The organism is Vibrio sp. R15-SG3-ISO1A, from assembly GCF_059833955.1.
In genome coordinates this window covers 47,123-64,729 of record NZ_JCBDGH010000090.1, presented here as the reverse complement: position 1 = coordinate 64,729, position 17,607 = coordinate 47,123, and the positions used below count along the sequence as shown (strand labels likewise).

Below are 17,607 nucleotides of genomic sequence, written 5' to 3'. Positions count from 1 at the left end.
TTTTACCCTATTTTATGTGCGACAATTTGTCCCACCTCACGTTGCGCTAATCTAAATTATTGAAATATATAAGATGATTCAATGGCATTTGAATTGCATACTAAGCGTATTCTATTTTAGTGATCACGCCTCATTTTTTGAGAGCAACGATAAAGACAATAACAATTACGGACAGTTAGCATGAAATCAACCTCACTCGTCGCCCTATCGGCGTCTTTAGCCATCGTCAGTTACTCCGCTCAATCAAGCGACTCACCTTCGCATGTACGCTTAGCCACCACGACCAGCACCTATCACTCAGGACTGCTCGACTACCTTTTGCCCAAGTTTGAGCAAGAGAGTGGCTATCGCGTCGACGTGATTGCCGCAGGAACTGGAAAAGCACTGAAGATGGGCGAGAACGGCGATGTCGATTTGGTGATGACCCACGCCCCCAAAGCCGAAGCAGCATTTGTCAACAAAGGCTACGGCGTGCTGCCTCGCGCTTTGATGTACAACGATTTTGTTTTGGTGGGCCCAAACAGCGATCCGGCCAAAGTCAGTGAGCAAGAGAGCGTGCTGGATGCATTCAAAGCAATCGCAACATCAGGCGTGACTTTTGTCTCTCGAGGCGATGACTCAGGCACACACAAAAAAGAGCTTGGCATTTGGCAACAAACCGAGATGGAACCTAACTTTGGTGGCTATCGCTCAGTAGGCCAAGGTATGGGCCCGACACTGAATATGGCCAATGAAATGCAAGGTTACACTCTCACTGACCGTGGCACTTGGCTGGCTTACAATAACAAGCTTGAATTAAGCATTGTTTACCAAGGCGACCAAGCACTGTTTAACCCTTATCAGGTAATTCTAGTGAATCCCAAACGCTACCCGAGTATTAATTACCAAGGCGCAAAAGCGTTCAGCGATTGGTTGGTTAACCCTCAAGGGCAAACGTTGATCAATGAGTTCAAACTCAACAACCAGCAACTGTTTGTTGCCAATGCAGAGAAGAACTGATCGTCGATGACCGTTTGGCAAACGACGCTAGAAGCGCTAGCGTTACTTATTCACTTTGATCAAGAGCTGTGGGAGATCGTGGCGGTCTCCTTTTCCGTCTCTCTCAGCGCTATTTCGATTGTATTGTTACCGGCGATTTTGCTGTCATTTTTGCTTGCCTATACTGAGTTCACGGGCAAATGGCTGCTGCTTGCGATCGTCAATACTCTACAGGCTATCCCAACGGTGGTCATCGGTCTGCTTCTCTATATGCTGCTGTCACGCGCGGGGCCACTTGGCGATTGGCAAATGCTGTTTACCCAAAAAGCGATGGTGGTTGGGCAAATGCTGATCGGCTTTCCTGTAATGGTGTCTATGATGCATGGTGCGTTGCAATCGAGCGATCGCCGCGCAGTAGAAACCGCCGTCACCCTCGGCGCATCAATACCGCGTATCATCGCCACCATGATTTGGGAAACCCGTTTTCCTCTGCTGGCGGCGGCGATTGCGGCCTTCTCACGGATTGTGACTGAGGTGGGTTGTTCTACTATGGTGGGCGGCAATATCATGGGGATCACACGAAACATCCCAACCGCTATTGCGATGGAGAGCCATAAAGGCGCATTCGCGCAAGGGGTAGCTCTGGGGATTGTGTTGCTTACTTTGGCGCTAGCGTTAAATTTTGTACTCACTTCGATGCGTGGCAAAGGCCATCTCAGAAATCAATAAGGCTCGACTATGACCATCAAACTTAACGCAACCCAATTGTCGATGCGCTTTAAAGACCGAGTGCTGTTTCACATTCCTCGTCTGACGATTGGCCCAAATGACGCCATCTACCTTAAAGGGGCCAACGGCGTCGGTAAGACGACACTGCTTAAAATTCTCTCGGGCTTAATCAAGCCCACTACAGGTCAAGTATTGGCACAAAACGATCACTGGCTACAACGCCTCTTCCCAAGGCTTGGCCGCAGTGACGTTATCTATTTGCATCAGTCTCCTTATCTGTTTGATGGTAGCGTCTATCAAAACGTGGTGTATGGGATAAAGTTTCAGCAAGCAACGGCAAAAGATAAGCGAGCGCAAGTTATTCAAGCGCTGCGCATGGTAGGATTGGAAACCTTGGCCGATGAGCACATTTCGGTGCTCTCAGGTGGTGAAAAGCAGCGAGTGGCGATGGCTCGAGCGTGGATTCTGAAACCGTCGATTCTGTTAATGGATGAACCGAGCGCCTCACTCGACCACGCGTCTATCGAGCGTTTGGTGTTGATGGCGAAGGATTTATTAGATCGAGGTTCGAGTATCGTCGTCACCAGCCACCAGCAAAATGCCCTAACCAATTTGTGCCGTAAGCAGTGGTGGATTAAAAAGACGACGCTAATCGAATCGCCGCTGCTGCACGTCATTTCAGAACAAGCGAAAGAGAATAACTATGCTTCATCCAACGCAAACTAGTTGGGTTATCTTAGCGGGTGGGCAAGCAACCCGAATGGGTGGACAAGACAAGGGGCTGATTACGCTCAGCGATAAACCGTTGATTGAACATGTCTACCAACGTCTTGCAACGCAAACCTCCCAGATTGCCATCAATGCCAACCGCAACCTTGAGCGTTACGGGCAGATGGCGCCGGTTTTTGAGGATCAATTCAAAGACTTCCCCGGGCCACTCGGCGGCATTCATGCCGGTCTTCATTATGCACTAGCGCAATCCTCATCCCCTTGGGTCGGATTTGTGCCGTGTGACAGCCCAATGATCAATCTCGATCTCGTGGAACGTTTTTGCGCGGCGATTGACGATGGCGTTGAAATCTTGGTCGCCCATGACGGCGATCATCTGCAACCGGTCTTTACTTTGTTTCACACCAGCGTTCTGCCAAGGCTTGAGACGTTCTTACGCCGAGGCGATCGCAAAATCATTCTCCTCTACCAAGAGTGTCAGACCAAATGGGTCGATTTCAGTGATTCACCCGATTGTTTTGTCAATCTCAACACCCCTGAAGATTTGCAGCGTTTTGGACACCTTACCTCATGAATAGATCGTTTTATGCCGAACTTGGCGTACCAGTGCTTGGTTTTGCTGCCTACTCAGGCACAGGAAAAACTACCCTACTTGAAGCCTTATTGCCCAAACTAACCCAGGCGGGGTTGCGCGTCGGCATGCTCAAACATGCGCACCACAATTTTGACGTCGATAAACCCGGTAAAGACAGCTACCGACTACGTAAAGCGGGCGCCAGCCAAATGCTGATCGCTTCACGTAATCGCTACGCTTTGATGACAGAAACACCGCAAGCAGAAGCGCAGTTCGACTATTTGCTTAAACGATTCGATCGCAGCGCACTCGACGTCATTTTGGTGGAAGGCTGTAAGAACATAGCGTTCGACAAAATCGAACTGCATCGTGAAGCAGTAGGAAAACCTTGGCTATACCCGACGGACAGCAACATTATCGCCGTAGCCTCGGACAGCGACTCACTCGACACCTCGCTACCCACACTCAATATCAATGACCTCGATGGTATTGCGCAGTTTGTTCAAGACTACATTGTGCAGAGCTCGCAACAACACGTCCGACAAAGTATCCAACAAAGCGCATCCACACCGGCCAGTTGCGACGCCCTTTCGCCAGCGTTTCTCTCGGTTGAGCAAGGACGAGCCAACATACTTGCCGCGGTAAACCCGATTGAAGAGCGTGAAACCACCTCCATCCAGAGCAGTTACCAACGCGTATTAGCTAAACCGGTCACCTCACCGATTGATGTCCCGGCGTATACCAATTCAGCGATGGATGGGTTTGCCATTCGCGGCGACGATCTTAATCGCAGCCACTATCAGGTTGTGGCGCAAGTCTTGGCAGGTTCGAGCTACGATCGCCCACTCGAACCCGGTCAAGCGGTCAAAATCATGACTGGCGCTCCGGTGCCAATCAACGCCGACACTGTGGTGATGCGTGAACAAGCGCAAACATACGGTGACAATGTCACCTTTGCAGGCGCGAACATTAAAGCTAGCCAGAACGTGCGTATGGCCGGGGAAGATCTAAACATCGGCAGCGCGGTGTTTGAGGCAGGTCAGCGCCTCAACTCGCCGGAGATGGGTATGATGGCGTCACTCGGTTTTGCCGAATGCGAGGTTTACCGCCGTCTTAAAGTGGCGATATTCTCCACTGGCGATGAAGTGCAAGCCCCAGGCTGCGCGGCGCAAGCCAACACCATTTACGACTCGAACCGCTTTACACTGTTTGGTTTACTTACCCAGTTAGGCTGCGACATCATCGATTTAGGTATCATTGAGGATGATGAGCAGACGATGACACAAGTGATTGCTGAGGCGGCCAACCAAGCCGATGTGATTATTACCTCCGGCGGCGTGTCCGTCGGCGATGCCGACTTTATCAAACTGGCGCTTGAGCGATTAGGCAGCATCGATTTTTGGCGCATCAATATGCGCCCGGGGCGACCTCTGGCCTTTGGTCAAGTGCAAGGTATCCCATTTTTCGGTTTGCCCGGTAACCCGGTTGCCGTGATGGTGTCGTTCATTAACTTTGTTGAACCTGCGCTGAGAAAAATGCAGGGTGAAACCGGCTGGAAGCCACTCAAAGTGCCCGCCATTGCCACTGAGAACTTACGCTCTCGCCTTGGCCGCACCGAGTTTAGCCGCGGCATCTATCACATCAATCCCAACGGACAGTTGTGCGTCGCCACCACTGGTAGTCAGGGTTCCGGCATTTTGCGCTCAATGAGTGAAGCTAACTGTTTGATTGAGATTTCACCCAGCGTTGATACGGTTAAAGTGGGTGAAAGCGTGACAATCCTCCCACTTCAAGGCAGAATCTAACCCTAACGACGATCCTTGTGATCGCACCACGATTCGATTTGCCAGCGTGGACGCTAACCAAAGCCTCCACGCTTTAGTGACTTTTATAGAGAAGATTTATGGCGCGTACCATCCTCTACACCTACAAAGGTGAAGATAAAACCCTGACTTTTTCCTACCAGCAGCATCGCAATATTCATGAAGCCGTCGCCGAAGCGGAAGGTCTTGATATTTCAGCCTATCTCAAGATGGAGCAGCAAATCGAAGCCGTCTCTGACACCAAGGCGATGCGCAACTACCGGGACAACCACTTCAGAAAGTTAGGGTTTGACAAAATCACCCTAGCGCAAAAAGAAAACTTGGGTGTGGGTAAAAAGAAGTCGTAGAGACGTCTCTGCGCTCACTAACTTAATTGCTATGAGCCGCAAACACCACGACCCATTAATCCACGGATAAAAAGAGAGCTTGCCTAGGCAAGCTCTCTTTTTATTTCTTTATGACCATCCGTTACTTGATATTCAAGAATGCCGCGCCACGCACGCCGCCAGAGTCACCGTGTTTCGCTTTGATGATTTTCGGACACTTGGCCACAGACAGTAGGTATTTCGGCACACGTTTTGGCATCTCTTCATAAATCAATGCGAAATTCGAGAGACCGCCGCCCAGTGCGACCACATGAGGGTCATTGGCGGTAAAGATGTTGGCAAAACAGATCGCAAGTAGCTCCATAAAGCGCTCAACGTGCTCAACGGCTTTGCTCTCGCCTTGTTGGTAAGCGGTGATGATATCGATCGCTTTTTTCGACTCTTGGAAGTAGTGCTCGTAGATAAGCTCAAAGCCGCGACCAGACAGGTAGCTGTCCAAACAGCCCTTCTTGCCACAACCACAGCCCAGCAGCGGGGCGTTGTCACCAAGGTGGAACCAAGCATCGATAGGCAAACGCATATGACCCAGTTCGCCCGCAACGTGGTTGCGACCTGAGAATACTTTACCTTCATACACCAAACCGCCACCAAAGCCGGTGCCGAGAATAAGGCCCATCACTGAAGGCTCATCTTTCAGCTCATCGTCCCACGCTTCTGATAGAGCAAAACAGTTCGCATCGTTTTCGATTTTAACGCCACGACCAATTTTCGCTTCCAGATCGCTGCGCAGCGGTTTGCCTTTCGCTGCAGGAACGTTAACGGTCAGCACGGTGCCGTCATCGGCATCTTCCATACCTGGCAAACCCAGGCCAATCTTGCCTTCGCAGCCGAACTGCGCATCGTATTTGCTCACCAAGCCCGAGATGGTCTCGACCAGCAAGTCATAGTTATCGGTTGGTGTAGGCACACGCTCGGTTGCAACACGCTCTAACTGCTTATTGAACGCACCAAACTCAATCTTAGTGCCACCCACATCAAAGCCGTAGTACATGGTTTCTCTCCCAGAAATCAATGTTATCAATTTTATAAATCGACTCATTATCCATATTGCTACGCCTACATTCCGTGACCGATGACGGATTTAGTTGTTGCTTAAAACCAGGTGCGCAGACAATCGCCACTCAAACCCTGGCTTTTAGATCGAATTCTCATTTTGATTCTGTTCGATGAAATGTTTCAGCGCCGGACGAGTGGCATCGCCCAAGCCGCGACTTTTTGTCAGTAGATAGGCTTCACGAAACACCGAAAACCAATCGCTCAGTGTGCGAGATGCCTTGACTTCGCCCAGTTGCGCCAGCAATAGGCTGGCTACTTCTGCTGTCGCGAGGTGCTGCTCATTGTCAGAGCGGCGAATCAGGTATTGGGACACGCTTTCTGGTGTCAGCGAAACCACGGGTAAATGCGCCAAATAAGGCGATTTGCGAAACATTTTTCGCGCTTCTCGCCAACTGCCATCAAACAAAATCAGTAATGGCGTCTTATTCGGTTGATTGAGGCTTTGGCTTTGAATCCACTCCGGTGTGACTAAACGAGAACTATCGTCTACGTAGGCATCTGGAAACACCAACACCGGCGCGTTGCTTGGATCGGCGATGAGAGCGAGCATGTCAGGATCGGGCTCTGTGCGCTGCCACTGATAGACATGCGTCTCACGCACGGTATCGGCAATTAACCGCCCCGTGTTGCTTGGTTTGAACACTTCATTATCTGAGACAATGAGCAAAACCTGCACGCCACACTCGATGTTGGGTTGATGCGCGCATAGGCAATACGACTGCGCCACTTGGCAATAAGGGCAGCGCACCACTTTGCAGCCGCGTGCAATAAACGGTTTGGTTGAGCGGTCTAATCGGTGTTGGTATAAGCGATGAAACGCGTGAACTCTCATACAATGTTTGGCAAGGTCAAATTAGGGAGCTAGAGTGTACCTAGCATGATGGGAGATTCAATCAAAACTCACCCCGATGTAGAAGTAGAAGTAGAAAATGTAGAGGACGCCATGCAAGACCCACAATTTATTCGACTCAGCGTATTTATCGGTGTACTGCTCGCGTGTGGGCTGTGGGAGTTGTGTGTGCCGCGTAAAACCTTGACCCAGAGTAAAGCGGTGCGTTGGCTCAATAACCTCACGCTTGTGGCGTTTAACTCTGTTGTTCTTAGCCTATTGCTGCCAACCCTCGCTTTTGGCGTTGCTTTGTACGCGCTCGAGTATCAATTTGGCGTCATGCATTGGCTGGAGGTACCTGCTTGGCTCAATGTTGTCCTATCTGTGTTACTGCTCGATTTAGCCATTTATATTCAGCACCGCCTGTTTCATCGCATCCCTTTGCTGTGGCGATTGCACCGCATGCATCACGCGGATCAAGACATCGATGTCACCACCGGGGCGAGATTTCATCCGCTAGAGATTCTTCTCTCGATGCTGATTAAAATGGCCTTGGTATTGAGCCTGGGCGTGTCGCCGATTGCTGTAGTGGCGTTTGAAGTGCTGCTCAATGCGAGTGCGATGTTCAACCATAGCAACGCCAAGCTGTGTCTTGATTGGGAGCGAAAGCTGCGTCACTTCATCGTCACACCAGACATGCATCGAGTGCATCATTCAGTCATCCCTCGTGAGACACACTCCAACTTTGGCTTCTTTCTTTCAATATGGGATAGAGGGTTTGGCACTTACATCGACCAGCCCGCTTTGGGCCACGATGAAGTGAAGATCGGTTTACCGATCTTCAACCAAGCACGCGAGCAGTGGCTCGATAAAATGCTGTCTCAGCCCTTTCGCCGCCCCAAAACCTAACTATCGATATTTCTCTCGCTTATTTTTCTCAGGACAAGCGGTACTTATGCAACATTGTCTGTTGTTGGCCCGCAATGTCGGCCACTTGTTCTGAGCTTTCAACCATCGATTCCAGCTGCAATTTGGTCTGTTGACCCTGATCGGAAACCTGAGTAATGGATTGGCTCACATCAGCGGTGGCGCGCTCTTGCTCTTCAGTGGCTACCGTGATCTGCTCGACGCGCAATTTGATTTGGTTAACCGCTTGTTCGATGTCGGCAAAGGTGTGTTTCACCGTTTCACTCGACGCCAGTGCGTGGGTCATTTCCGCTCTAGTATCAGCAACGGCTTGGCGCGACTTCTCCGCCGCAGAGACCAACTCCCCCATACGCTGACTAATTTGCGTGGTTTGCTTAGAAGTATCGCTGGCCAGTTTCCTCACTTCATCTGCGACTACCGCAAAGCCTCGCCCTTGCTCACCTGCCCTTGCCGCTTCTATTGCAGCATTGAGTGCCAGCAAATTGGTGTTTTCTGCAATTCCGGCGATCATATCCACCATTTCACGAATCTGTTTGACGCGATTATCTAACTCGACCATCGAAGATTCGTTCAGGTTTAATGTCTGTTCTAGCGATTGCAATCTGGCTTGATTATCGACAATAGCGCTGACGCCTTGACTTGAAAACTGCGCGGCGGCTTGAGACTCGCCGTAAGATTCATTGGTCACCTGCGCGATTTCACGAATCGATGCCTCTAATTGGGTCACTGTGGTCACCATGCTCGCCAACGCTTCGTTTTGCTGAGTCAAACTTTGATTGGATTGCTCAGCGGCGTCGTGACTGATTTCAGCGGTTTGATATAAGGTTTCGCAGTTGCGTGTCACTGTCGAAATAGACTCATTGGTTGATGCAATGACTTGATTGAGCTTACGGGCGATCTCTTTAAATTCAAACGGCCCGACTGAAGTAATCGATTGAGAAAAGTCATGCTCTGTGAGTGTGGTAAGGCTAGCGAGTATATTCTTCAAGCCGCGACTTGTCCAACTGCGTAGTGCCAACCAAGAGACCACCACCAATGTCACCAAGAGGGCACTACTTAACAGCATGGTCGAGACAATTTGACTCATCGCCGTGTTAACCACCGCCTGGCTATCGTTCATTAGCCCCTCGGATGTGTCTGAAAGCTGATTCAAAAGAGTAACGGTTTGATTCGCCAATACCGCTGCTTTTGCTACGTTCGCTCTTTGCGTATCGGCCAGTTCAAGTTTGTCGAGGATCTGTTGTAAGACGCCACCGTCTTCAAATCCCGCTAAAACCATCTCATACGGCGCGATCAAGCTGGCAAATTCAACCACATCCGGGTGCCAGTCAGCGAAGTCATCGTACGCTAAGGTGATGCCGGCGATCCGGTTGCGCATCTCTTTGTATTCGTCCATCGCCTGATCCAAGTTGTCTTGCATCATCAGCACGAGAAAAGTGCTCTCCATTGAACTGGCACTGGCAATAAATCGGTTCGCCGCATCACTTGATTCTGGGTTATCTATCGCCAAAAATGAGCTGATTCGGTTCATTTCAGGACCGATTGAACTTAATCCATAACGAAAACCGCTGACGTCTGTGTTGATCTGCGCTTGACGCTGAAGAAGGGCCGCTTGTGTTGCGAGAATTTGTCGCGTCAATTGACTCAGCTGATCAATATTGTCCGCCAGCGCTGTTTGCTCTTCAGTGGAAATGGCTTGATCAAACTCGTTGGCAATAGTGAATACATCTTGCGCATATTGGTGTGATTGACTAATGCGCTGTTCAACCTGCTCTTGAATCTGCGTCAACTCCGTTTGGCTTTCGACTTGTGTGCCATAGCTCAGTTGCTTGAGCTGGTCTAAAATGGTTTGTGTTAACTTAGCGTTTGTCATCGCTAATGGCAGCGCTTGGTTTGATAAGCGGTGAAATTGTGCGTCCACTCTCTCTAAGCCTTTCACACTGGTGACAGACTGGACGATCACCAGTATGGTGATGGAGAGAAACACCGCACTGATGGTTTGAATCAGTGATAACGATTTACGATGTTTAGTGTGCGCAGTCGCGGGTTTGTTTTGAGTCATAGTTTGGAACCGACTTCATACAAAAGTTTAGATGCGCGTAGTGTATGACGTGATTATGACAACCACGTGTCAGGAGTGAATGTGAAGAAAGTCGTAAGGATACCCACCAGCACAATAGCGACAACATTGATGGCGCTAGCGCTTTTCGCCTGCAGCAGTGCGCCCCAGCGCTCGGCGCAGGCACCGCTTAACCAGCCGTTAAGCGCACACGAACAAACCGTTAATCAGTCATTTATGCAAGTTTATGAGCAGTGGAAGGGGGTGCCCTATCGTTTAGGCGGCAGCTCATACTCTGGGATTGATTGCTCGGCGTTTGTGCAGATAGCCTATCGCGACGCGCTTGAATTGAGTCTTCCGCGTACCACCAAAGCTCAGGTGAAACTCGGCGCACAAATAGACTACCAAGACGCTCAAGTCGGTGATTTGGCGTTTTTCAAAACCTCGTGGAATGTGCGTCACGTGGGGGTTTATGTGGGTAACAAGCGATTCATGCACGCCTCGACATCCAAAGGCGTGATCATTTCTCGCTTAGATAATCCATATTGGGCCTCGAAGTTCTGGCACTTTAGACGCATCGAAACGCCGCCAGCGTAGGCATGGCGTCTACTCAAGACAATATAAATTGGATATGCCAAAACAACAAAACCGCCCTATTTGGGCGGTTTTGTTTATTGTCGCTACCGACAGGCTCGAATCGTTGCGTTAGTCGTATTTGGCGACAGCGCTATCGAACAAGTTTTTCAACAGAGCAATAAACTCATCAAGGAAAGTGATTTGCTCATTGGTCGCCGGTTTAGTCCACACACCCGCCAACACTTCACCTAAATCTTCAACAACAGAGTCAGCTTCTTTGAGTAACTTGAAACGGACACTGGAGTGGAGTTCAGGATTTTGCTCAAAAATGGCCATGATGTTACTTGCCACCATATCGGTCACCACGTCTTCCACGCTCTCTGTTCCGGTATCACCATCAGCCGCTGTGAAAATATCAATATTAAGTGCTAAATGTTCAATTAATGCTAAGTAACCATCTGTGTCAACGACCACAATCCACCCTCTTACTTATGTCGTTCCATACAGTAATAATACTAAGTCATTTTTTTACCCTTTCACAACCAATTCAGGCTAAGAATCCATGCTTATGTTGTTTTTTTGCACCAAGCTGGAATTCACTGTTCGATTAGAGCACGGTCACACTTTCGTTAACCGTACGTTTAAAGTCTCGAAATGATTGAAATTTTTGCACTAGAAACCAGTAATTGTGCGTCAACTCTTCTAAACTGGATTTATAGCAACGAGTTGAGGGCAGATTATGTGGCAAGCGATCTCTAAGCACCTTTCCGATACCCTAATGTTCAATTTCGAAATCCTCGAAAAAACACGCATCAGCGGCGGCGATATCAGTGATTGCTATATGATCTCTGATGGCGAGCAACGTTATTTCGTCAAAGTGAACACTCGTGAATTTTTGCCTAAGTTCGAAATTGAAGCGGAAAACATCCGTATTATGCGGGAGAGCAATACCGTTTTTGTCCCAGAGTTGATCGCCGTTGGCAAAAGCAAGACTCACGCCTTCATCATCCTCAACTATCTGCCGACTAAGCCGCTCGACGATGCCGAAAACAGCTACAAGTTTGGTCAGCAACTGGCACGTTTGCATCAGTGGGGCGAACAAAAAGAGTATGGCTTTGATGTCGATAACTATATTGGCGCGACCTTGCAACCCAATCCGTGGACGAAAAAATGGAACCACTTTTTTGCAGAGCAGCGTATCGGTTGGCAACTGCAACTGATGAAAGAGAAAGGGATTAATTTGGTCGATATTGATGAATTTACCCAAGTCATCCGCGACCGCTTAGCCAATCACCACCCTAGCCCTTCGCTACTTCATGGTGATTTGTGGCATGGTAACGCATCGCTCTCTGTGTTTGGTCCGATTTGCTACGATCCGGCATGCTATTGGGGTGATCACGAGTGCGATATTGCCATGACTGAGTTGTTTGAGGGATTTCAGCCTGAGTTTTACCAAGGTTATGAAAGTATTTTACCGCTCGATCTTGGCTATTCCGAGCGTAAAGAGATCTACAACCTCTACCACCTCTTAAATCACTACAACCAATTTGGCGGGCACTATCTCGAGCAAGCACAAAAAAGCATCAACACGATTCTCAGCTACTGATCTTGACTAATCTCTACGCCTCGACGTTACGTGTAGAGAAGATACGTTAAATCTAACCAAAAGGCCGCGTAGATAAACTCTGCGCGGCCTACTTCTTTGGTGGGATTTTTCCTTAGTAGGTCAAATTTTTTACTTAATTCACGTCAAACAGCAACAAGTCAGCGTATGCTTTATTCATCGCCAAGGCGGTTTTGTTGCAAGGAGTCTGTTATGCGTGAATACACCGAAAAACGTATCTCTTGCCCTCATTGCGGGCACCATATTGCCATTACGCTCGACGCGTCCAATGGCAGTCAAAACTTTTATGATGACTGCCCTGCCTGTTGTCACACGATTCATCTCAATATGATGGTCGACGAGTTGCACGATACGGTTGAGCTCCAAGTCGACGCCGATGATGAACAGATTTTTTAACGCTCGAGCCTAAAGCACAGCACGGATTGAACGCAACGAGCGCTCAGGACTGGTCATCCACGATCGCCTAACGAGGTTAGGTACGACTTGCCAATACGCGCTCGACGGTATCCACAATCGCTTGGGTTTGCGGATCAAACTCAACATTGATGGCATCACCCACTTGACGGCGGCCAAACAAGGTACGCTGCATGGTTTCCGGGATCAGGTGCACCGAAAAGCGCGAATCTTTAACCTCACCAATGGTCAGCGAACAACCGTCTAGACCAATATAGCCTTTGGCTAATACGTATTTGAGCCACTCTTCAGGCAACTCAAACCAGATAGTACGATTGTTAGGCGTATCAATGATCTCAACGATCTTGGCCATTGCACTGATGTGACCCGACATAGAATGACCGCCAATTTCATCGCCAAACTTAGCCGCCCGTTCGATATTGACTTGGTCGCCCTCGTTCAACTCACCAAGATTGGTCAAACGCAGCGTCGCCTGCATTAAATCGAAACTGATGTTTGCACCGTCGATGTGTGTGACCGTCAAGCAGCAGCCGTTATGCGCGACCGATGCGCCGATAGCCAGTCCTTCTCGCATCGTCTCTGAAAGTGCAATCACATGAGTTTGAAAGTTCTCTTTTTTTTCAATGGATACAACTTGCGCCGTTCCTTGTACAATTCCCGTAAACATACTCACTTCCACCTGTTTTGTCGGGCTCACCTTGCTCAGTGTGCAAGATAAGACAGTATTGATACGTATTTTGATGGCGCTTAGTGTGACACTTCTTTATCATCGCGCACAAGCGTACTATTCACTTCTATTATAATAACGACCGTAAGTTGGAGATTTCCGTGCAACGTTATCAATCAGAGGCCAAAGCCCTCATCAAGTTGGCCACACCTGTCTTGATCGCCTCCGTCGCTCAAACCGGAATGGGATTCGTCGATACCGTGATGGCCGGGGCTGTCAGTGCCACCGATATGGCGGCGGTGTCGATTGCCGCCAGTATCTGGCTACCGACCATCTTGTTTGGTATCGGTTTGCTTATGGCGTTGGTGCCGGTTGTCGCGCAGCTCAATGGCTCTGGTCGTCAGCACAAAATCCCATTTGAAATTCATCAAGGCATCATTATGGCGCTACTACTCAGCGTGCCGACTGTGATCGTGTTGCTGCAAACACAAACCATTTTAGGCCTAATGGACATCGAACCCGTGATGGCGTCCAAAACCATCGGTTATATGGATGCGGTGATGCTTGCCGTTCCGGCCTTTTTGCTGTTTCAAACCTTGCGCAGTTTTACCGATGGCATGTCGTTAACCAAACCCGCGATGGTGATTGGCTTTCTCGGGCTTTTACTGAATATCCCTCTCAACTGGATTTTTGTCTTTGGTAAATTTGGCGCCCCGGCGTTAGGCGGCGTTGGGTGTGGCGTTGCCACCGCGATTGTCTATTGGGTCATGTTTGCCATGTTGCTTTTCTACGTCGTGACCTCGAAACGCTTAGCGCATATCAACGTGTTTGGTCAGTGGTGCGCGCCTAAGCTGGCTGCTCAAGTCCGCTTGTTAAAACTTGGCTTTCCCGTCGCTGCCGCGATGTTTTTTGAAGTTACACTGTTCGCGGTCGTCGCGCTGTTGGTTGCCCCTCTTGGGCCCTTAGTCGTCGCCGCTCACCAAGTGGCGATCAACTTCAGTTCGCTGGTCTTTATGTTGCCCATGAGCATTGGCGCTGCGACCAGTATTCGCGTGGGTCATAAGCTGGGTGAAGAGAGTGTGGATGGCGCCGCAGTGGCTTCTCGTGTCGGCATTATTGTCTCAGTGACACTGTCACTAGCCACGGCCGTCCTCACTGTCGTCTTTCGTGAACAGATCGCACTGCTCTACACTCACAACCGTGCGGTGATCGATCTTGCCCTGCAACTGCTGCTACTCGCGGCGATTTACCAAGTGACTGACGCCATTCAAGTGGTCGCTGCGGGTGCGCTTCGTGGCTATAAAGACATGTCTGCGATTTTTAACCGTACCTTTATCGCCTACTGGGTGTTAGGGCTACCCACCGGTTACATTCTCGCGATGACCGGTTGGATTACCGACCCCATGGGCGCACACGGCTTTTGGATGGGATTCATTGTCGGTTTGTCCTCCGCTGCGTTGATGCTGGGTCTGCGCCTCAAGTGGATGCACCGCCAACCTGAACAGTTGCAGTTAGAGTTTGCATCGAAATAAGGACGTGTTTGCTTATCACCTGTTTTCTTCTTAAGACCAGCTACATGCTGGTCTTTTTGAACCATACTTGGGCTCATACGTAACAACTTATCAATCAAACCACCAGACAGTAATCCATGACTCCTCGCTATGATGTCAATGAAACAGCAAAGAACAATCGGACAATGCCCCTATCCCTGGGCCCTCACATCCGAACACTCATCATAGGGTTGGTGGTGATAGGATGGCTCGCGCTTTTATCAGGCTGCGACTTTGGCGCGCATTCTACCGGTGGACGATTTGACGACTATTTAAGCCGTGTTGCGAATGTTCAAGATAAACCCGCGCTGGATCCGCCAGATGCGGTTTATTGGTCGCTCCCCGCGCAATCAGACATTCGAATCGACATCGCTGCCACAACCATTGGCTTGCTCGACAGCTATGAGTTAAGAAAATGTGGGCTCTTTCATCTGATCGCTGAAAAAAATTCGTCACTAGGCAAAGTGCAAGACGAGTTCGCCAATTTCGATTATCAAACAGAGTTATTAAGAGGTATTCAACGCTGCATCAACGCTGAGTCTCTTTCTCCTGCGCTCATAGCAACGCTCTCGACACTCTTACCTAGCAAAGAGGCGCAGCTTAGAAGCCATTGGTTTAACTTGCTCTACACCAGCGATGCGATGCGGCGCCAACTTCAAGTTCAAGATTGGCTCTCACCGAGTAATGGATTTCCTGACGAGCGTTTTGTCAGTGCGTTGCAAACCTTGGCAGGCATTTCCGAATTGATTGAACCACGCAGTGCGTGGCAATACGCCCATCCAATCCGACCTCATCAAGAGGTGCTGGACAAGCAATTGTGGTTGGGGAATCTACTGTTTTCTCTGCAAAACAGTAGATTGTGGCTCGATACCATCACCAAGCAGTTACATCAGAATGATGATGTGATTGTGTGTGGCGCCGGCCGTGACACCACTCGGTATCGCTATCTACGTAACGTATTCCAATCTATCTATATAGAGAAAATTCAACCCGAACTGAGCTATTACGATAAACTCTACTACGCGCTAGAACCTCATCTCACTTTTCTCACTGAAGTCCCCCTTGACCCGGCGTACCCTATTGACACGGCCTACCAAGCATATCGCCAAGCCACGCTAGAACACGTCAAGTATTGGCAGCAGCTTTTTGCGCGGTGTGGGGACTCTCCACGCTGATAGCTGGCTGGAAAGTGAGACCTCTTACTCTTGGTGGACGCGAATAAAACGCGCGAACTTGGGCACACCATTTTGGGTGAGTCCGTTGTAGCGAAAGGTAACGGTACTGCCAAGTGGTGGTGGATTGCGGCGCTGTTCATCGTTAAACCCGCTACCAATGTAAAACTCTATGCCGTTCGGCATCTTGACCAGCAGCGCGCCGAGCATGCCTTTGTATTTTCCCTTACCCACTTTATGACCAAGCACTTGCGCTTCGGTGTCTTGATATTTTTTCAGTTTGAGCAGGTCTGTGCTGCGACCGGCTTGATAACGACTGGTGATTTTTCTTAGCATTACCCCTTCGCCGTTATCACTATCAATACTATCTAGGTAGCGCAGCAGTTCATCTTCATCGCCTATCGGCGTGTGTTCAACATAGCGGATGTGAGGCCGATCAATGGTCTCGACTAAGGCAATTAAGTTGTAATAGCGTTTTTGATAATTGCCTGCCGAGGTCGGCAAATCAAACAGCATAAAGTCGATCTGTTTCCACGCTGCGTCGTGAGGTGTGGTATCCATCACTGTCTGTTGCACGATGTGAAAGCGCCCTCGCCCTGCCCACAACTCGCCCTCCACTGGATAATCCGGTAGTGACTCGGTAAACCACGCTGGCGCATGGATCGGATTGCCACTTCGAGTCAGCAAGGTATTGCCCGTCCACATCGCGCGAATCCCATCGAGTTTTTCACTTTTCCAATACGCCTCAACATCGACATTTGCATCATAACTGTTGGCGAGTGGCATTTGCAGCCAGGGATCCGCACCTGTGGGTTCACTCGCTTGGCTTGTCAGTGCCGTGACGATGGCCAAAGCCGTTAATGTGTAACGTAAATGCATAACATTCATCCATGTAAAAGCGTTACGCACATCATTGTTCAGCCTACAAGCTTATGCAACTGTGAACAAAATTCGTTCGAGCCACTTCATGTTGACCTAAACTTAGAACGTTATCAATTGCAGTTGAATTGCTTGTCAAAATGACAAAAGCAAATTTCTCAAAATGAGAAAATGACAGAAGATCAACTTAACTCATTAAAATATATAAGAAATAAAATTGGCACGCTCCATGCTCTACTACCGATAAGCCAAACACAACCCACACACTTATCGAGGGATTGACCATGGAAATGCAAACTCTAGAACTCAACGCCAATACTATTTCACTGATTATTCACGGCAACATGGACGCAGAAGGCAGTCGCAGTGCGCAGCCTTACATTGACTCCATTATCGACGATGAGAACAAAACGGAGATCGAAGTGGACTTTAAAGACGTGCAGTTTCTCGACTCTTCAGGCATCGGCGCGCTGGTGTATTTGTACAAGCGTTTAGTCGAGCGTAATCGCCAAATGCGTATTGAAAATGTCAGCGGGCAGCCACTGGAAATCATGAATCTGCTGCGCATTAGCCAGGCGATTCCTGTGAATTCAAAGCTGCATTAATGTCGCACTACCCGAGCAATAAGACTCTAA

Annotated in this window: 19 protein-coding genes; 13 read left to right on the top strand and 6 right to left on the bottom strand. The window is 49.3% G+C overall.

All coding sequences use genetic code 11. The features are described from left to right. Positions 1–180: 180 nt before the first annotated feature. The 6 genes from AC6R0L_RS16460 (at position 181) to AC6R0L_RS16435 (ending at position 5,180) form a co-directional block, all read left to right on the top strand. A complete protein-coding gene (locus AC6R0L_RS16460; protein WP_500629814.1) occupies positions 181–999 on the top strand; it encodes an ABC transporter substrate-binding protein in 819 nt (272 codons plus the stop codon). Between the two features lie 6 nt (positions 1,000–1,005). Next, positions 1,006–1,707, top strand: coding sequence for an ABC transporter permease (locus tag AC6R0L_RS16455; protein ID WP_487901941.1), 702 nt, complete (start codon positions 1,006–1,008; stop codon positions 1,705–1,707). Between the two features lie 9 nt (positions 1,708–1,716). Beyond that, complete coding sequence (locus AC6R0L_RS16450) at positions 1,717–2,433, top strand: energy-coupling factor ABC transporter ATP-binding protein (RefSeq protein ID WP_500629813.1); 717 nt, start codon at positions 1,717–1,719, stop codon at positions 2,431–2,433. Then, positions 2,411–3,010 (top strand): molybdenum cofactor guanylyltransferase MobA, encoded by a 600-nt coding sequence (gene mobA / locus AC6R0L_RS16445; protein ID WP_500629812.1) that lies wholly within the window; start codon positions 2,411–2,413, stop codon positions 3,008–3,010. Before AC6R0L_RS16450 ends, mobA begins: the two co-directional genes overlap by 23 nt. After that, positions 3,007–4,815 (top strand): bifunctional molybdopterin-guanine dinucleotide biosynthesis adaptor protein MobB/molybdopterin molybdotransferase MoeA, encoded by a 1,809-nt coding sequence (locus tag AC6R0L_RS16440; protein ID WP_500629811.1) that lies wholly within the window; start codon positions 3,007–3,009, stop codon positions 4,813–4,815. The genes mobA and AC6R0L_RS16440 overlap by 4 nt, the downstream gene beginning before the upstream one ends. 98 nt (positions 4,816–4,913) lie before the next feature. Further along, the gene (locus AC6R0L_RS16435) at positions 4,914–5,180 is read left to right on the top strand and encodes a DUF2960 domain-containing protein (protein WP_334555325.1); all 267 of its coding nucleotides are present in this window, start codon (positions 4,914–4,916) and stop codon (positions 5,178–5,180) included. Positions 5,181–5,301: 121 nt separating this feature from the next. Here AC6R0L_RS16435 and nagK read toward each other — a convergent pair whose 3' ends face one another. Next, the gene (nagK, locus tag AC6R0L_RS16430; protein WP_500629810.1) at positions 5,302–6,210 is read right to left on the bottom strand and encodes an N-acetylglucosamine kinase; all 909 of its coding nucleotides are present in this window, start codon (positions 6,208–6,210) and stop codon (positions 5,302–5,304) included. A 144-nt stretch (positions 6,211–6,354) separates the two neighbouring features. Further along, a complete protein-coding gene (locus tag AC6R0L_RS16425) occupies positions 6,355–7,107 on the bottom strand; it encodes a tRNA-uridine aminocarboxypropyltransferase (protein WP_500629809.1) in 753 nt (250 codons plus the stop codon). Between the two features lie 111 nt (positions 7,108–7,218). Here AC6R0L_RS16425 and AC6R0L_RS16420 point away from each other — a divergent pair, with 111 nt between their 5' ends. Beyond that, positions 7,219–8,013, top strand: a complete 795-nt coding sequence (locus AC6R0L_RS16420; RefSeq protein ID WP_500629831.1) for a sterol desaturase family protein — start codon at positions 7,219–7,221, stop codon at positions 8,011–8,013. Between the two features lie 28 nt (positions 8,014–8,041). Here AC6R0L_RS16420 and AC6R0L_RS16415 read toward each other — a convergent pair whose 3' ends face one another. Further along, on the bottom strand, positions 8,042–10,093 hold the full coding sequence (locus AC6R0L_RS16415) for a methyl-accepting chemotaxis protein (protein WP_500629808.1): 2,052 nt from the start codon (positions 10,091–10,093) through the stop codon (positions 8,042–8,044). 129 nt (positions 10,094–10,222) lie between these two features. Here AC6R0L_RS16415 and AC6R0L_RS16410 point away from each other — a divergent pair, with 129 nt between their 5' ends. Then, the gene (locus AC6R0L_RS16410; RefSeq protein ID WP_500629830.1) at positions 10,223–10,687 is read left to right on the top strand and encodes a C40 family peptidase; all 465 of its coding nucleotides are present in this window, start codon (positions 10,223–10,225) and stop codon (positions 10,685–10,687) included. A 108-nt stretch (positions 10,688–10,795) separates the two neighbouring features. Here the strand turns inward: AC6R0L_RS16410 and AC6R0L_RS16405 are convergent, their stop codons facing one another. Further along, positions 10,796–11,140 (bottom strand): DUF3802 family protein, encoded by a 345-nt coding sequence (locus AC6R0L_RS16405; protein WP_334555320.1) that lies wholly within the window; start codon positions 11,138–11,140, stop codon positions 10,796–10,798. Between the two features lie 265 nt (positions 11,141–11,405). Here AC6R0L_RS16405 and AC6R0L_RS16400 point away from each other — a divergent pair, with 265 nt between their 5' ends. Together AC6R0L_RS16400 and AC6R0L_RS16395 are read left to right on the top strand one after the other, a co-directional pair. Continuing rightward, the gene (locus AC6R0L_RS16400; RefSeq protein WP_500629807.1) at positions 11,406–12,272 is read left to right on the top strand and encodes a fructosamine kinase family protein; all 867 of its coding nucleotides are present in this window, start codon (positions 11,406–11,408) and stop codon (positions 12,270–12,272) included. A 210-nt stretch (positions 12,273–12,482) separates the two neighbouring features. Then, positions 12,483–12,686, top strand: coding sequence for a CPXCG motif-containing cysteine-rich protein (locus tag AC6R0L_RS16395; RefSeq protein WP_334555318.1), 204 nt, complete (start codon positions 12,483–12,485; stop codon positions 12,684–12,686). 76 nt (positions 12,687–12,762) lie between these two features. On the opposite strand, the gene AC6R0L_RS16390 is transcribed toward AC6R0L_RS16395, so the two are convergent. Next, positions 12,763–13,371 (bottom strand): riboflavin synthase subunit alpha, encoded by a 609-nt coding sequence (locus AC6R0L_RS16390; RefSeq protein ID WP_500629806.1) that lies wholly within the window; start codon positions 13,369–13,371, stop codon positions 12,763–12,765. A 119-nt stretch (positions 13,372–13,490) separates the two neighbouring features. Here AC6R0L_RS16390 and AC6R0L_RS16385 point away from each other — a divergent pair, with 119 nt between their 5' ends. Continuing rightward, a complete protein-coding gene (locus AC6R0L_RS16385; RefSeq protein ID WP_500629829.1) occupies positions 13,491–14,903 on the top strand; it encodes an MATE family efflux transporter in 1,413 nt (470 codons plus the stop codon). A gap of 215 nt (positions 14,904–15,118) precedes the next feature. Beyond that, complete coding sequence (locus tag AC6R0L_RS16380) at positions 15,119–16,096, top strand: DUF3080 domain-containing protein (RefSeq protein ID WP_500629805.1); 978 nt, start codon at positions 15,119–15,121, stop codon at positions 16,094–16,096. A gap of 24 nt (positions 16,097–16,120) precedes the next feature. On the opposite strand, the gene AC6R0L_RS16375 is transcribed toward AC6R0L_RS16380, so the two are convergent. Next, on the bottom strand, positions 16,121–16,972 hold the full coding sequence (locus AC6R0L_RS16375; RefSeq protein ID WP_500629804.1) for a DNA ligase: 852 nt from the start codon (positions 16,970–16,972) through the stop codon (positions 16,121–16,123). Between the two features lie 284 nt (positions 16,973–17,256). Between AC6R0L_RS16375 and AC6R0L_RS16370 the strand changes: the two genes are divergently transcribed. Then, entirely contained in the window at positions 17,257–17,577 is a 321-nt protein-coding gene (locus AC6R0L_RS16370) for an STAS domain-containing protein (protein ID WP_500629803.1), read from the top strand. The last annotated feature ends 30 nt before the right edge of the window (positions 17,578–17,607 follow it).

Bases quoted from the DNA above. Each gene is read 5' to 3' on its own strand.
- AC6R0L_RS16460 (WP_500629814.1), top strand. From the start codon at position 181: ATGAAATCAACCTCACTCGTCGCCCTATCGGCGTCTTTAGCCATCGTC.
- AC6R0L_RS16455 (WP_487901941.1), top strand. From the start codon at position 1,006: ATGACCGTTTGGCAAACGACGCTAGAAGCGCTAGCGTTACTTATTCAC.
- AC6R0L_RS16450 (WP_500629813.1), top strand. From the start codon at position 1,717: ATGACCATCAAACTTAACGCAACCCAATTGTCGATGCGCTTTAAAGAC.
- mobA (WP_500629812.1), top strand. From the start codon at position 2,411: ATGCTTCATCCAACGCAAACTAGTTGGGTTATCTTAGCGGGTGGGCAA.
- AC6R0L_RS16440 (WP_500629811.1), top strand. From the start codon at position 3,007: ATGAATAGATCGTTTTATGCCGAACTTGGCGTACCAGTGCTTGGTTTT.
- AC6R0L_RS16435 (WP_334555325.1), top strand. From the start codon at position 4,914: ATGGCGCGTACCATCCTCTACACCTACAAAGGTGAAGATAAAACCCTG.
- nagK (WP_500629810.1), bottom strand. From the start codon at position 6,210: ATGTACTACGGCTTTGATGTGGGTGGCACTAAGATTGAGTTTGGTGCG.
- AC6R0L_RS16425 (WP_500629809.1), bottom strand. From the start codon at position 7,107: ATGAGAGTTCACGCGTTTCATCGCTTATACCAACACCGATTAGACCGC.
- AC6R0L_RS16420 (WP_500629831.1), top strand. From the start codon at position 7,219: ATGCAAGACCCACAATTTATTCGACTCAGCGTATTTATCGGTGTACTG.
- AC6R0L_RS16415 (WP_500629808.1), bottom strand. From the start codon at position 10,093: ATGACTCAAAACAAACCCGCGACTGCGCACACTAAACATCGTAAATCG.
- AC6R0L_RS16410 (WP_500629830.1), top strand. From the start codon at position 10,223: ATGGCGCTAGCGCTTTTCGCCTGCAGCAGTGCGCCCCAGCGCTCGGCG.
- AC6R0L_RS16400 (WP_500629807.1), top strand. From the start codon at position 11,406: ATGTGGCAAGCGATCTCTAAGCACCTTTCCGATACCCTAATGTTCAAT.
- AC6R0L_RS16395 (WP_334555318.1), top strand. From the start codon at position 12,483: ATGCGTGAATACACCGAAAAACGTATCTCTTGCCCTCATTGCGGGCAC.
- AC6R0L_RS16390 (WP_500629806.1), bottom strand. From the start codon at position 13,371: ATGTTTACGGGAATTGTACAAGGAACGGCGCAAGTTGTATCCATTGAA.
- AC6R0L_RS16375 (WP_500629804.1), bottom strand. From the start codon at position 16,972: ATGCATTTACGTTACACATTAACGGCTTTGGCCATCGTCACGGCACTG.
- AC6R0L_RS16370 (WP_500629803.1), top strand. From the start codon at position 17,257: ATGGAAATGCAAACTCTAGAACTCAACGCCAATACTATTTCACTGATT.